The 13724-nt window shown below is 63.4% G+C and carries 10 protein-coding genes; 7 read left to right on the top strand and 3 right to left on the bottom strand.

Features of this window, described 5'->3' with window-relative positions; all coding sequences use genetic code 11:
- Positions 1-232 precede the first annotated feature (232 nt).
- On the top strand, positions 233-3139 hold the full coding sequence (locus ACB037_RS08505; RefSeq protein WP_371175189.1) for a DUF748 domain-containing protein: 2907 nt from the start codon (positions 233-235) through the stop codon (positions 3137-3139).
- Positions 3140-4442: 1303 nt separating this feature from the next.
- Positions 4443-5039, top strand: coding sequence for a GPR1/FUN34/YaaH family transporter (locus ACB037_RS08500; RefSeq protein ID WP_045524779.1), 597 nt, complete (start codon positions 4443-4445; stop codon positions 5037-5039).
- 78 nt (positions 5040-5117) lie between these two features.
- Here ACB037_RS08500 and ACB037_RS08495 read toward each other — a convergent pair whose 3' ends face one another.
- The gene (locus tag ACB037_RS08495; protein ID WP_103859213.1) at positions 5118-5927 is read right to left on the bottom strand and encodes a zinc-dependent peptidase; all 810 of its coding nucleotides are present in this window, start codon (positions 5925-5927) and stop codon (positions 5118-5120) included.
- An 18-nt stretch (positions 5928-5945) separates the two neighbouring features.
- On the bottom strand, positions 5946-6374 hold the full coding sequence (locus ACB037_RS08490) for a GNAT family N-acetyltransferase (protein WP_371175188.1): 429 nt from the start codon (positions 6372-6374) through the stop codon (positions 5946-5948).
- Positions 6375-6687: 313 nt separating this feature from the next.
- On the opposite strand from ACB037_RS08490, the gene ACB037_RS08485 reads away from it, so the two are divergent.
- Complete coding sequence (locus ACB037_RS08485; RefSeq protein ID WP_216944202.1) at positions 6688-8187, top strand: sodium:alanine symporter family protein; 1500 nt, start codon at positions 6688-6690, stop codon at positions 8185-8187.
- 67 nt (positions 8188-8254) lie between these two features.
- Here ACB037_RS08485 and ACB037_RS08480 read toward each other — a convergent pair whose 3' ends face one another.
- Positions 8255-9061: a crotonase/enoyl-CoA hydratase family protein gene (locus ACB037_RS08480; protein WP_342040682.1), complete on the bottom strand. Its 807-nt coding sequence runs from the start codon at positions 9059-9061 to the stop codon at positions 8255-8257.
- Between the two features lie 157 nt (positions 9062-9218).
- Here ACB037_RS08480 and ACB037_RS08475 point away from each other — a divergent pair, with 157 nt between their 5' ends.
- The 4 genes from ACB037_RS08475 to ACB037_RS08460 all read left to right on the top strand — a co-directional run bounded on the left by ACB037_RS08475 (position 9219) and on the right by ACB037_RS08460 (position 13706).
- A complete protein-coding gene (locus ACB037_RS08475; RefSeq protein WP_371175187.1) occupies positions 9219-11006 on the top strand; it encodes a putative nucleotidyltransferase substrate binding domain-containing protein in 1788 nt (595 codons plus the stop codon).
- Positions 11007-11008: 2 nt separating this feature from the next.
- Positions 11009-11635, top strand: coding sequence for a 3'-5' exonuclease (locus ACB037_RS08470; RefSeq protein ID WP_029314461.1), 627 nt, complete (start codon positions 11009-11011; stop codon positions 11633-11635).
- Positions 11636-11742: 107 nt separating this feature from the next.
- Positions 11743-12054, top strand: a complete 312-nt coding sequence (locus tag ACB037_RS08465) for a DUF485 domain-containing protein (protein WP_039039049.1) — start codon at positions 11743-11745, stop codon at positions 12052-12054.
- Positions 12051-13706, top strand: coding sequence for a cation acetate symporter (locus ACB037_RS08460; protein ID WP_039039048.1), 1656 nt, complete (start codon positions 12051-12053; stop codon positions 13704-13706). The genes ACB037_RS08465 and ACB037_RS08460 overlap by 4 nt, the downstream gene beginning before the upstream one ends.
- Positions 13707-13724: the final 18 nt, after the last annotated feature.

Below are 13724 nucleotides of genomic sequence, written 5' to 3'. Positions count from 1 at the left end.
CCAGTGGATATTCGCAGTGGCAGGCCCTGACCCGGCAACCCCCTTGTTCCCCACATCGCCCGTCACGGCATGCCGGACAGACTGGGCGGTTTGGGCAAGCGGCGAGGTGGGGCAAACGGGGGAAATCCGGCCTTGGTCGCACAATAATTCCCCAGCCCGGTCAGAGTGCGGCGCACCTCATGAGTCCTTCCCATGAACCGGGCACGATTAATTGCTACCATATGCGCATCAAATGGAGACCATCATGCTCAAGCCTCTGCCCGCTCGTCTGCTGCGCTATGCCCTCTATCTTCTCGCGCTCCTGCTCATCGGCATCACCATCCTGCTCTGGCAGGCGCCGACCCTCATCCAGCGCCATCTCCCCGGCTGGCTTGCCACCCATTACGGTCTGCACCTCTCCCTTGGCAAGATAGAGGTGGGGATCCGCTCCCCCTCCCTCGTGCTGGGGCCCAGCGCCCTGCTCGATGACAAGCAGCAAGCACTGGTGTCATTTGAAGAGCTGAAGCTCATTCCCGCCTTGAAAGCGAGCTGGCAGCAGCGCGCCCTGGTACTGGAAGAGGCCACCCTGACCGCCCCCAGGGCAGATCTGGTGCGCCTCGAGGATCTCAAGGGGGAGGCACGCTTCAACCTGACCGATGCACTGGCCTCCCTGCTCGCCCCTGCGGCGGAGCAAACGCCGCCAGCTAGCGCCGAGCCCGTGCTGGTGACCATCGGCAAGCTGTCCGTCGAGCAGGGCCGGCTCAGCTACCGGGACAGCCGCAAGCAGAGCAGCCCGGGGTGGGTCCCGCCCCTCACCCTGGACAAGCTCGCCCTGCACCTGCCCGGCTTTTCCACCGCAGAGGGGGTGCTCAACCCCTATCGCCTGAGCGCCACCGTCAACGAGAAGAGCCCCCTCAAGGCCGAAGGGGAGTTCGACATGATGAGCGGCGCCGGCAAGGGCAACCTCAGCCTTGGCAAGGTGGCCATCGCCCCCTTCGCCCCCCTCTGGGCCCCCTATCTCAAGGCGACCCTCGCCAAAGGGGAGGCCAGCGCCGAGCTCGCCTATCGCCTCACCCAGGGCAAGCAGGGACTGGACTGGCAGTTGTCAAAGGGCAAGCTGACCCTGGCCAACTGGCAGCTCACACGCAACAAGGGGGAGGAATTTGCCCGCTTCAAGCAGTTGGCGCTGACCGGGATCCGCATCGATGGCAACAAGCAGCGCCTTGAGCTCGATGCCGCCACCCTCAAGAGCCCGGCCATCACCGCCGTCCTTGACCACCAGCAACAACTGGATCTCGCGGACCTGCTGATCCCCCAGAAGACCCCCAAGGGGGGCAAACAACCGGCCACCCCCACCAAGACCTGGCAATGGGCCCTCAAGCAGACCCGCATCGACCAGGGCAGCCTCACCCTGACCGAAGCCACCAGCGGCAAGCCCCTGAAACGGGCCATCTCCGCCATCGCCCTCACCCTGGGGCCCCTTGGCAGCCAGACCGCCCAACCCAGCCCCCTCACCCTCAACGCAGCCCTCGACACCAGGACGACGGTGGCGTTTGACGGCACCCTGGGGCTGACCCCCTTCACCCTGAACGGCGCCATCCGCCAGCAGGGGCTGCCGCTGACCCTGGCCCAACCCTACCTGCAGGATCTGCTGCGCATCAGCGTGCGGGACGGCGAGCTTGCCAGCCGCACCAGGCTGGACCTGGCCACCGACCACCAGGGGGCCATCAGCAAGCTGGAGATAAGCGGTGGACTCGAGGTCGCGGGGCTCAACGTGCTGGATCGGGCCGACAACCAGCGCCTGCTCCAGATAGAGAATCTGCAATTGAGCGGCCTGCACTATGATGGCCTGAGCCAGCAACTGCACATCGCCGACATCCTGCTCAGCAAACCCTATGCCCGCATCGAGATCAACGAAGAGGGGATCACCAACGTGCAGCAACTGCTGCTGCCGCAACCCGCCGCGAACGCCAGGGAGAGCGCCCCCGCCCCGCACATCGTCATCGATCAGATCCGTACCGCCCAGGGCAACCTGCGCTTCGCCGATCGCAGCCTGAGCCCGGAGTTCGTGGTGGACATCGCCTCCCTCGACGGCCAGAGCCGCCATATCAGCAACACCCCGGGGCAGCGCTCCGAGCTCGCCTTCAACGGCAAGGTGGACCGCTATGCCCCCGTCACCATCCGGGGGGGCGCCAACCTGCTCATCGAGGATCCCGTGCTGGATGTGGCCGTGGCCTTCAACAACCTGGAGCTCACCACCTTCACCCCCTACTCCAGCACCTATGCAGGCTATGCCATCGACAAGGGGCAGCTCTCCATGAAGCTCAACTACAAGCTGCAGGGCAACCGGCTGGAGGGGGACAACGACATCACCATCAAGAAGCTGCAACTCGGGGAGAAGGTCAAGAGCGAGCAGGCCAAGGATCTGCCCCTCGGCCTCGCCATCGCCCTGCTGAGCGATTCGAACGGCGTCATCAAGATGAACCTCAAGGTGAAGGGCAATCTGGATCAGCCTGATTTCAGCCTGGGCAACATCTTCTGGGACGTGCTCGGCAATACCCTCGGCAAGGCCATCACCTCCCCCTTCTCCCTGCTTGCGTCCTTGACGGGGGGCACCAAGGATCTCGACGAGCTCCCCTTCCTGCCTGGCGATCCCGCCCTGACCCCGACCCAGCAGACCAAGCTGACCACCCTCGCGCAGGCCCTCAAGGAGAGGCCCAAGCTCAGCATGAACATTCGCGGCAAGGTCAACTTCAACGAAGAGCGCCCCATCCTCCAGCGCCAGAAGCTTGAGCGGCTGCTGGCCAAGACCACCGGCAGCCCGGTGGATTTGACGCTGCTGGAGCAGGATCCCGCCATGCAATCCGCACTGGCAGAGGCCTATGAAGCCAAGTTCAACGAAGATCTCGGGGATCTGGCCGACCGGTTGCGACTCGATGAAGGGAGCGAGGCCCTGCGCGCCCAGGCGGTGCTCCTGCTGCGGGATCAGCAGCTCATCACCGCCAAGTCCCTGCGAAACCTCGCCATGCGCCGCGCCCAGAACACCAAGGAGTATCTGGTGGATACCCAGGGCATCGCGCCGGAGCGCCTCTTCGTGCTCGACAGCCAGGTGAAGGAGACGGACAAGGAAGCCAAGGTGGTGCTGACCCTGGACAACTGATCCGGCGCCCGCCGGATGCCCCTCTTGTTTGCCCCGACGGCACATGGCCCGAGGGGCTCCCTCCCCTGACCCCCACCGGATAACGCCTTCCTGGCCATTAAAGTTGCCCACCGCCCAGGTACCGGGCGGCGCCAGTTGCTCGGCCCTTTCTCATCCCTTTCTTTCCCGCCGGAGCGAGCGGGCGGTGGCTGGTCCCGCGCTTTGCCCCTGCTGTTCCCTTTGTGCCTAGCGGCGGCGACATCATGGTGGAGCTGCCTTATCCCTGCTTGCCTCCCCTTCTCTAACCTCCCCCGACCCCTGCCATCAGGATTTATCTCTCGCTAGCCGTCTCGAAAGATCTCGTTATCCCGTTATCCCGCATGTCGGCATGTCGGCATGTCGGCATGTCGGCATGTCAAAATAGATGGCCCGATTAGATATACAGTGTCTAATCGGGCCAATCCTGAACACCCTCTCGCGCACGCCAAAGGGCCAACCCCGCGCCCCCTTCCATTTAGAAGCGTCTTCACAGGAGCCCTCGTTCTGCCGCCTCTTCCATCTTGAGGCTCTCTGCCACAGAACGCGCCCTTGGCCCAACCTCTTGCGTCTCAGTTTTTTCACCTGGCTAGCCCATGACGCCATTCCTCCCGTCTTGACCCTTTTGCACCAGCGCAACCGGTGCTGCCGTGTCTGCCATGTTGAAGCCTCCGGCCACAGGGCGATCCCTTGGCTCACCCTCTTGCGTCTTGGTTTTTGTCATCTGGGCCCATGGCCCATCCCGCCTCTGGCTTTTTGACAAGGGCAGCCTCTGATCCTGCCCGTTAATCTTGCGCCCCTTTCGCCCGTGGCAGTCAACACGGCGCGCTTGCGGGTTTCTCTGGCGCCCCGCCCTTGTGTAGGGAACACGGTGGCGAGCGCGGGGTTGACGAGAAAATGGGGAGCGCAACGGACACTGCGATGGCAAGCGATACGGGAGGCCCATGGGCCACAAACAGGAGGGAAACACTCTGGTCTGATGGCATATGAACTCATTTTTCAATCAAGCCGCCATGACGCGACCATCCGGGGCGCGTTTCCCTCACCAATCCCAGTCACCATCGTCGTTGCCGACTTTCATGCCAAGGTGCCTTTTATACAAAATTGCAACGTTGAAAACGTTTTTCATTCACCGCTCGTCTACCTGAATGGCACGAATGGTTGGCCACTTAAACTTTCGTGTTCTTTTTTTACCATTTCTGTGTGTCCCCCCCTTGCCCGGGACCCTGAGCCTGCCTAAAATCGCGCGTCTTTTATCAACCCCACCTCTATTGTTGGAGAACACCACGTGAGCGAAAAATTGGCCAACCCTGCCCCTCTGGGTCTGATGGGTTTCGGTATGACCACCATTCTGCTGAACATCCATAACGCAGGTTTCTTCCCCATCAGCGCCATGATCCTGGCCATGGGTCTGTGCTATGGCGGTCTGGCCCAGATCATCGCCGGCATCATGGAGTACAAGCGTGGCAACACCTTCGGGGTCACCGCCTTCATCTCCTACGGCACCTTCTGGTGGAGCCTGGTGTTCCTGCTGATGATGCCGGGCATGGGTCTGGCCGAAGCCACTCCCCACGCCTACATGGGCTGGTATCTGCTGATGTGGGGCATGTTCACCCTGTTCATGCTGGTAGGCACCATCAACTTCCCCCGCGTGAAGCAGTTCGTGTTCGCCTCCCTGACCGTGCTGTTCTTCCTGCTGGCCGCCCGTGACTTCACCGGCAGCACCCTGATCGGCACCATCGCAGGTTTCGAAGGCATCATCTGCGGCGCCAGCGCCATCTACCTGGCCATGGCCACCGTGATCAACGAGCAGTTCGGTCGCACCGTGCTGCCCATCGGCGAGCAGAAGAAAGCCGCTCCCGCCCAGCTCAAAGCCGCTGCCTAAGCACCCGGCGACATCGCTGTCACGAAAAAGGCACCCTCGGGTGCCTTTTGTGTTTCTGCCGCCCGGACACAGTGCCGGTCAGCCCTGCGCTCCGGGATCCCCAGCCAGCAATCGGGTGGCCGGGTAGCGGGCGGCGGGATCCTGGCCGTAGAAGCGGGCGAACTGGTCATAGACCGCAGGGTAGACGGCGCGCAGACGCAACGGATCGGTGAAGAAGCTCTCGCTGCACACCGCGAAGAATTCGGCGGGGTGCGAGGCGGCGTAGGGGTCTATCTCGGTCACCTCCTCTCTGGTCAACTGATCGTTCATCTCGTCAAACGCACCTTGCAGCGCCCGGGTCCATTGCTGGGGATCCATGCCCCGCGGCAGGGGCGGTGCACCGTCCGCATCCCCTCCCAGCATGTCGAGCTTGTGGGCAAGCTCATGGATCACCAGGTTGAATCCGTCCCAGTCCCCGTCCTGCTGCAATTCGCTCCAGGCCAGCACCAGCGGCCCCTGGGGCCAGGATTCACCGGCGTTCTCCTCTTCAAATTCGCTCACCAGCCCGAACTCGTCCTGCACCTCCTGACGACGGGTCACGGGCTCGGGGATGATGATCACCTCGTGGAAACCTCGATACCAATCGAACCCCAGGTGCAGGATGGGCAGCACTGCCTGCAGGGCCAGCACACCCTGCTGGCGGGGCGTCAGTTCCACCCCGATCTGGGTGAGGGTCTTGCGCGAGAGAAAATGGCGCGCCAGCTCCATCAGCTTCTGCGCCTCTTCTTCTTCAAGCCCCTGCAAGATGGGCACCGCCGCCAGCGCCTCGCGCCACTCCTGCTCTTCGGGGAGACGGGGCTCCCGGGGAGATGCACCACCCAATACCTCTTTCAACCTGGACCAGAACACACGGACTCCTCTTGCCAATCAGACAGCTTTCACAAAACGTTTCGGACGCTCGCAATACCCTTGCGCCAGATAAAATCGGTGCGCCCCTTCGCGCTTGAGGCTGCTGGAGAGCTCCAGCTGGCCGCACCCCAGGGCTGCCGCCCGCTGCTCTGCCGCCGCCAGCAGCAGGGCCCCGATGCCCCCGCCCCTTGCACCCTCATCGACAACCAGCGCCGAGATCAGGCCCCAGGCTGGTGCAAGGTGCATGGGCTGCAGGCGATGCCACACCAGCACCCCCACCGGGCTCCCCTCGCACAGGGCCACCAGTACCTCCCGCGCCGGATCGGGCTGGGCCAGCCTGGCGCTGACCGCCCCGTCAGGGTTGGGGTAGCCCAGCTGGGCAAACAGCCCCGTCAATCCGGCCCCATCCGCCTCCCCGGCGAGGCGAATGATGTATCTGTTTTCCATTGTTGCCACTCCTGGCCTCCTATTTGCATAACCTCAATCAGCCCTCTGGGCATGGCAAAGTGGCAGATGATGGGTATGTACCGAATCTTGTCCAGTTCCATTCACCATTTGTTAATGTCAATTCACAAATTAACAAAGTCACAACACTTTTCACTAGGAAGGCCCTGAACAAACCGATATGTTAAATCCCGCGGACTAACCAGTCGAAAGTCCCGCACAATCCTGAGTGACCCCCTTGGTCACCGCATATTTCAATGTTAAGGGAGCGAGGCACAGACCTCGCCAAGACAGCGCAACAAAGGAGTTGTTGTACATGAATGAGATCGTCAATGCCATCAATGGCGTGATTTGGAGCCCTGCGCTCATTTATCTGTGTCTGGGGGTAGGCCTCTACTTCTCCCTGCGCAGCCGTTTCCTGCAACTGCGTCACTTGAAAGGCATGATACGCCTGATGTTTCAGGGCAAGGGCAACGATGCCGGTGTCTCCTCCTTCCAGGCACTCTCCATGACCCTGGCCGGTCGCGTCGGTACCGGCAACATCGCCGGTGTGGCCACTGCCATCACCTTCGGCGGCCCGGGCGCCCTGTTCTGGATGTGGATGGTCGCCTTCCTCGGCGCCAGCTCCGCCTTCGTGGAGTCCACCCTGGGTCAGGTCTACAAGGAGAAGATCAACGGTGAATACCGAGGCGGTCCGGCCTTCTACATCGAGAAGGGCCTGGGCATGAAGTGGTATGCCTGGACCTTCGCCATCGCCACCATCTTCGCCTGCGGCGTGCTGCTGCCGGGCGTACAAGCCAACTCCATCGGCTCCAGCCTGCAGACCGCCTTTGACATCGATCCCAACGTCACCGCCGCCGGTCTGGCGCTGCTGCTCGGTTTCATCATCTTCGGCGGCGTCAAACGCATCGCCAATTTCGCCAGTACCGTGGTGCCCTTCATGGCGCTGGGTTACATCATCGTCGCCTGCGTCATCATCGCCCTGAACATCGGCCAACTGCCGGGCGTGATCCTGCTCATCTGGAAGAGTGCCTTCGGGATGGAAGCCGGCTTCGGCGCCATTCTGGGTCTGGCCATCATGTGGGGTGTCAAGCGCGGGGTCTACTCCAACGAAGCCGCCCAGGGGACTGGCCCCCACGCCTCCTCCGCCGCGGCGGTGAGCCACCCGGCCAAGCAGGGCCTGGTGCAGGCGTTCTCCGTCTACATCGACACCCTGTTCGTCTGCTCCGCCACCGGCTTCATGCTGCTCATCACCGGCCTGTACAACGTGCAGGGTCCGGACGGTGCAGCCCTCTACACCGGCATCGCCGGCATCGCGGCGGGCCCCGGCTATGTACAGACCGCCATGGAAAGCATGATGCCAGGCTTTGGCAACTACTTCGTCGCCATCGCCCTGTTCTTCTTCGCCTTCACCACCATCGTGGCCTACTACTACATCGCTGAAACCAACATCGCTTTTGTCAACCGCAAGATTAACCGCCCCTGGCTCACCTTCCTGCTGAAGATTGCGCTGATGGCTGCCACCGTCTACGGCACCGTCAAGACCGCCGATCTGGCCTGGGGCCTCGGTGACATCGGGGTCGGCCTGATGGCCTGGCTCAACATCGGTGCCATCCTGATGCTGCAAAAGCCGGCTTTCGCCTGCCTCAAGGACTACGAGGCACAGCTGGCCAAGGGTCTGGATCCCGTGTTCCACCCGGAAAAGCTCGGCATCAAGAACGCGGACTACTGGATTGAAAACCGCGCCGAAGTGAACCTGATGCGCGAGCAAACCGGCCACCCCTTCGAGGCGGACCCGGATTCCGTTGCCAAGTAATCAGACGGCACAATGCAAAATGGCAGCTTCGGCTGCCATTTTCATTTGTGTTGGATGGGTGAGGGGTTCAAAGCGCGTTGCGGCGCGGTCCGAATGGCAGGCGCCAGCGAAACAGGCTGTTGAGGGTCGCCCGCCACTGGTTGGGGCGCCCCAGGATCTGCCTCTGCAACCGGGTCTCTTCCTTGAGCATCGCCTCGTCGCTGCGGGCCCAGGCCTGATGGTAGAGCTGCTTGATCCCCGCCAGCGCGTCCGGCGACTTGGTGATCAGGGTCCTTGCGAACTCCCGCGCCGCGTCGAGGGGATCCTCGCAGACCCGGCTCACCAGCCCGAGGGACCTGGCCTCCTGGGCATCCAGCTCGCGGCCGCTCATGGCCAGCTCCATGGCAGTATCCATCCCCATCAGGTTGCGCAGGGTGACGCTGCCGCTCATGTCGGGGATGATGCCCCACTTGATCTCCATCACCGAGAAGCGGCAATCCGGGGTGCTGAAGCGAAAATCGGCGCCGAGCGCTATCTGCAGGCCGCCGCCAAAACAGACCCCCTGGGTCACCGCAATCACGGGCACCGGCAATTGATGCCAGCCATAGGCCACCCGCTGGGCCAGGTTGGTCGCCTCGTCCGCCTCGCGCTTGAGGATCTCCAGCGCCGCCACCGGCTGCTTCAGCATGGATTTCACATCCAGCCCGGCGCAGAACGCCCGCCCCTCCCCGTGCAGGATCACGGCCCGCAGCCCTTTTTGCCGGGATACTGCGTTCAGCGTCTCGTCGATGGCGTCGAACATGGCCCGATCCAGCGCGTTGAGCTTGTCCCCCCGGCAGAGCATCACCTCGGCGATCCCCTCCTGAAACACCCATTTGACCCTTGGCTTTTCCATCTCCGTCTTCGTCCTTTGATTCAACTGGTCATACCACAACGTTACCAGAGTGTTATGGGCAGGTACAGGGAGGCCGCCCCGGGCCTGCGACTAAAGTCGGCTGGCCCGGTGGTGGAGCCTTTGTCAGACTGGCCCCATGGTCACGGTGGAGCCTCTCATGTCACTTCTGTTCAATTTTGCCCGTCCACCGTTCGACGGCCTGGACGAGGAGGCACGCCAGCGGCTCGGTCAGCACCTCAGCATCTGCTACTTTCGCGCGGGCCAGACGGTGCAGCACGCCGGGGAGGAGCCCGCCGGGCTCTACCTCATCATCAAGGGGGCCGTGGAAGAGTCGGCCCCCCATCAATCCTTTGGCGACTATGGCGAGGGGGACATGTTCGACGTCCGTGCCCAGTTTGACGGGCACTGCCGCCACCGTTTCGCCGCCCTGGAAGATACCCTCTGCCAGCTCATTCCCCGCCCCGTCTTTCTGGCCCTGTGCGACGAGCACCCCCATATCGCCCGCTACTTCACCGCCACCCTGGCGGAGCGCCAGCGGGAGCAGGAGCGCCGCGGCCAGCTCGGACAGCAGAACCTGGCAGAGTTCATCCTGACCCGCATCGCTCCCGACCATCTGCAGGCGCCGCTCATCGTGGAAAGCAGCCTCTCGCTCCTGGCCGCCACCGAGGCCATGGTGGCCAGGGGCACCGACTGCCTGCTCTATCCCGGAGCAGACGGCAGCCTGAGCCTGGCCACCCGCAAGACCCTGCTCCACGCCCTCACCCTCAAGGGATTGCCGCTCAGTGCGCCGCTGGCGGTGCTGACTCCCACCCCGCTGACGGGTCTGCCACTGGGGAGCTATCTGTTCGATGCCCTGCTGCTGATGACCCGCCACCGCATCAAGCGCCTGGTCATCTGGCAGGGGCAGGAGGTGGCAGGCATCCTACATTTGACCCAGGTGCTCGGGCTCTTCTCCACCCACTCCCATGTGTTGACCCTGCGCATCGCCCGCGCCGACTCCCCGGCCGCCCTCGAGGCGGTCGCCCGGGAGCAGCAGCAGCTCATTCGCTCCCTGTTTGCCCAGGGGATCCACACCCTGTTCCTGATGAAGCTCATCGCCACCATCAACGAGCAGTTGATCGCCAAGGCCTTTTCCCTGGTGATCCCCGCGGCGCAGCAAGAGCAGGTGTGCCTGCTGATGCTGGGGTCGGAGGGGCGTGGCGAGCAGATCCAGAAAACCGATCAGGACAATGCCCTGATCCTGCCGGATGGCCTGCCGTGGCCCACCCAGTCGGCGGATCTGGCCGCCTTCAGCGCGCTGCTGGCGCGCCTGGGTTATCCCCCTTGCCCGGGCAGGGTGATGGTCAACAACCCGGCCTGGGTGAAGCCGCTTGACGGCTGGCTGCAAGGGATAGAGCAGGCCTGTGTGCGCGCCAGCGAAGCAGATCTGCTCTGGCTCGCCACCCTGGCCGATGCCCAGGCCATCACGGGAGATCGCGCCCGGCTCGCCCCCGTCGCCCGCCACCTGCGGGCCTGCCTCGCCGACCGGCCGGATCTGCTGGCGGAGATGGCAAGGGCCGCCGTCGCCTTTCACGCCCCCCTCACCCTCTTTGGCAGACTGGAGCAAGCCCCGGAGGGGCTGGATCTCAAGCGGGGCGGCCTCTTCCCCCTTGTCCACGGCGTCCGGGTGCTCTCCCTGGAGGCGGGGATCCTGGAGACCTCGACCACAGGACGCATCGAGGCCCTGGTGGGCCAGGGACGCCTCAGCCGGGACTATGGCACCAATCTGGCGGAGGCCTTCCGGCTGTTCATGCGGCTTCGGCTGCGCAGTCAGTTGCAGGAGGGAGACGGACGGGTGCGGGTGGCAGACCTCGGCCCCGCAGAGCGGGATCTGCTGCGCCATGCCCTGCACCAGGTGAAGAAGTTCCAGCAATGGCTCACCTTGCACTTTCGTCTTAGGCAATAGCGATGTGGATGCACTGGCGCCGCCGCTGGCTTGGCAGGACGTTTCGGGAGGGGGAGTTTGCCCCGCTCTTTGCCCGCCCTGCTGGCGACGAGTGGGTGGCGCTGGACTTCGAGACCACCAGCCTGGATCCGGCGCTGGCGGAGATCGTCTCCATCGGGGCGGTGCGCATCCGGGGCAACCGGATAGAGACGGGCGATGCCCTTGCCATCCGGGTCCAGGCTCCCGCCAGCCTGAGCGCCGGATCCGTGGTGATCCACGGCCTGCGCCATCAGGATCTGCAACAGGGAATGGCACTGGAGCCCGCGCTGCGCGCGCTGCTGGAGTTCATCGGCCCCCGTGAGCTGGTGGGATATCACATCGCCTATGACCTGCGCATTCTCAACCTCGCCTGCCAACGGCTGTGGGGGCTCACCCTGCCCCAGCGCGGCATCGAGGTGAGCCGCCTCTATCACGATCACCTCTATCGCCGCTATCCCGATGCCGCCATCGATCTGCACCTGGCCGCGATCTGTCGCCATCTGGCGCTGCCAGCCCTGCCCCCCCACGACGCCCTGAGCGATGCCGTCACCGCCGCCCTTGTCTTTGTACGCCTGCATCAGGGCGGCCCGCTGGCTTATCCCAAAGTCTAATTGTTCGAAAATAACATTTAATTCACATTTTGCTTACATGGACAGCCGTGCTGTCCGGTAGGGAACCCCTCATCCACCGCTGACATTCACTGTCATGGAGAACTGCAATGGAACAGCAACCGTATCTTCGGATCCAGCAAGATCCCAACTTCCAGGCACTGGTCGCCAAACGCCAGCGCTTCGCCTGGACCCTCTCCATCCTGATGCTGGGGCTCTACCTGGCGTTCATCCTGCTCATCGCCTTTGCACCGGGCTGGCTTGGCACCCCCTTGAGCGAAGGCTCCAGCATCACCCGTGGCATCCCGGTCGGGATTGGTCTCATCGTATCGGCCTTCGTGCTGACCGGTATCTACGTATTTCGTGCCAACGGCGAGTTCGACGAGCTGAACCAGAAGATCCTCAAGGGAGCGCAATCATGAAAGGCAAGTTTCTGCTGCCGCTGGCAGGTCTGATCTCCACCCCCTTGCTGGCGGCCGACGCCATCAGCGGCGAGGTGCAACGCCAACCCCTCAATATCTCGGCCATCGTGATGTTCGTGGTCTTCGTGGCCGCCACCCTGTTCATCACCTACTGGGCCTCCAAGCGCAACCGCTCGGCTTCCGACTACTACGCCGCCGGCGGGCGCATCACCGGCTTCCAGAACGGTCTGGCCATCGCCGGTGACTACATGTCCGCCGCCTCCTTCCTCGGCATCTCCGCCCTGGTCTATACCTCGGGCTACGACGGTCTCATCTACTCCATCGGCTTCCTGGTGGGCTGGCCCATCATCCTGTTCCTGATCGCGGAGCGGCTGCGCAACCTCGGCAAGTACACCTTTGCCGACGTGGCCTCCTACCGCCTCAAGCAGACCTCGGTGCGCAGCCTCTCCGCCAGCGGCTCCCTGGTGGTGGTCGCCCTCTACCTCATCGCCCAGATGGTCGGTGCCGGCAAGCTCATCGAGCTGCTGTTCGGCCTCCAATACCATGTGGCCGTGGTGCTGGTCGGGATCCTGATGGTGCTCTATGTGCTGTTCGGCGGCATGCTGGCCACCACCTGGGTACAGATCATCAAGGCGGTGATGCTGCTCTCCGGAGCCTCCTTCATGGCCATCATGGTGATGAAGTCCGTCAACTTCGACGTCGGTACCCTGTTCAGCGAAGCGGTCAAGGTGCATGCCAATGGTGCGGCCATCATGAGCCCGGGGGGCCTGGTCGCCGACCCCATCTCCGCCATCTCCCTTGGGCTGGCCCTGATGTTCGGTACCGCCGGTCTGCCCCACATCCTGATGCGCTTCTTTACCGTGAGCGATGCCAAGGAAGCCCGTAAATCGGTGTTCTATGCCACCGGCTTCATCGGCTACTTCTACATCCTCACCTTCATCATCGGCTTTGGCGCCATCCTGCTGGTCAGCACCAACCCGGACTTCAAGGACGCCACCGGCGCCCTGCTGGGGGGCACCAACATGGCGGCGGTCCATCTGGCCGATGCGGTGGGCGGCAGCCTGTTCCTCGGCTTCATCTCCGCCGTGGCGTTTGCCACCATACTGGCTGTCGTGGCCGGGCTGACCCTGGCGGGGGCCTCCGCGGTCTCTCACGACCTCTATGCCTGCGTCATCAAGGAAGGCAAGGCCAACGAGGCCGACGAGCTGCGCGTCTCCAAGATGACCACCCTGGTACTGGGTGTGGTCGCCATCGGCCTTGGCATCCTGTTCGAGAAGCAGAACATCGCCTTCATGGTGGGCCTGGCGTTCTCCATCGCGGCGAGCTGCAACTTCCCGGTGCTCTTCCTCTCCATGTTCTGGTCCCGCCTGACCACCCGTGGCGCCGTCTATGGCGGCTGGCTCGGTCTCATCAGCGCCGTGACCCTGATGATCCTGGGCCCCACCGTCTGGGTGAAAGTACTGGGCCATGCCCAGGCGATCTTCCCCTACGAATACCCGGCGCTCTTCTCCATGGGGCTGGCCTTCATCGGGATCTGGTTCTTCTCGGTCACTGACAAGTCCCAGGCAGCCTCCGACGAGCATGCGAAGTTCTTCCCGCAGTTCGTCCGCTCCCAGACCGGGCTCGGTGCCTCCGGCGCCTCCGCCCACTAAGTGGCATCCCACGCATCC

Origin of the sequence: Aeromonas sp. S19(2024), assembly GCF_041402625.1 — a bacterium.
Lineage (GTDB): Bacteria > Pseudomonadota > Gammaproteobacteria > Enterobacterales > Aeromonadaceae > Aeromonas > Aeromonas caviae.
The sequence above is the reverse complement of the archived record's forward strand: the minus strand, read 5'-3'. Positions and strand labels throughout refer to the sequence as shown.

What these genes read in the sequence shown, in the direction of transcription:
- ACB037_RS08485 (WP_216944202.1), top strand. Translation starts at nt 6,688, where the DNA reads ATGAATGAGATCGTCAATGCCATCAATGGCGTGATTTGGAGCCCTGCG.
- ACB037_RS08505 (WP_371175189.1), top strand. Translation starts at nt 233, where the DNA reads ATGGAGACCATCATGCTCAAGCCTCTGCCCGCTCGTCTGCTGCGCTAT.
- ACB037_RS08465 (WP_039039049.1), top strand. Translation starts at nt 11,743, where the DNA reads ATGGAACAGCAACCGTATCTTCGGATCCAGCAAGATCCCAACTTCCAG.
- ACB037_RS08470 (WP_029314461.1), top strand. Translation starts at nt 11,009, where the DNA reads ATGTGGATGCACTGGCGCCGCCGCTGGCTTGGCAGGACGTTTCGGGAG.
- ACB037_RS08460 (WP_039039048.1), top strand. Translation starts at nt 12,051, where the DNA reads ATGAAAGGCAAGTTTCTGCTGCCGCTGGCAGGTCTGATCTCCACCCCC.
- ACB037_RS08475 (WP_371175187.1), top strand. Translation starts at nt 9,219, where the DNA reads ATGTCACTTCTGTTCAATTTTGCCCGTCCACCGTTCGACGGCCTGGAC.
- ACB037_RS08490 (WP_371175188.1), bottom strand. Translation starts at nt 6,374, where the DNA reads ATGGAAAACAGATACATCATTCGCCTCGCCGGGGAGGCGGATGGGGCC.
- ACB037_RS08480 (WP_342040682.1), bottom strand. Translation starts at nt 9,061, where the DNA reads ATGGAAAAGCCAAGGGTCAAATGGGTGTTTCAGGAGGGGATCGCCGAG.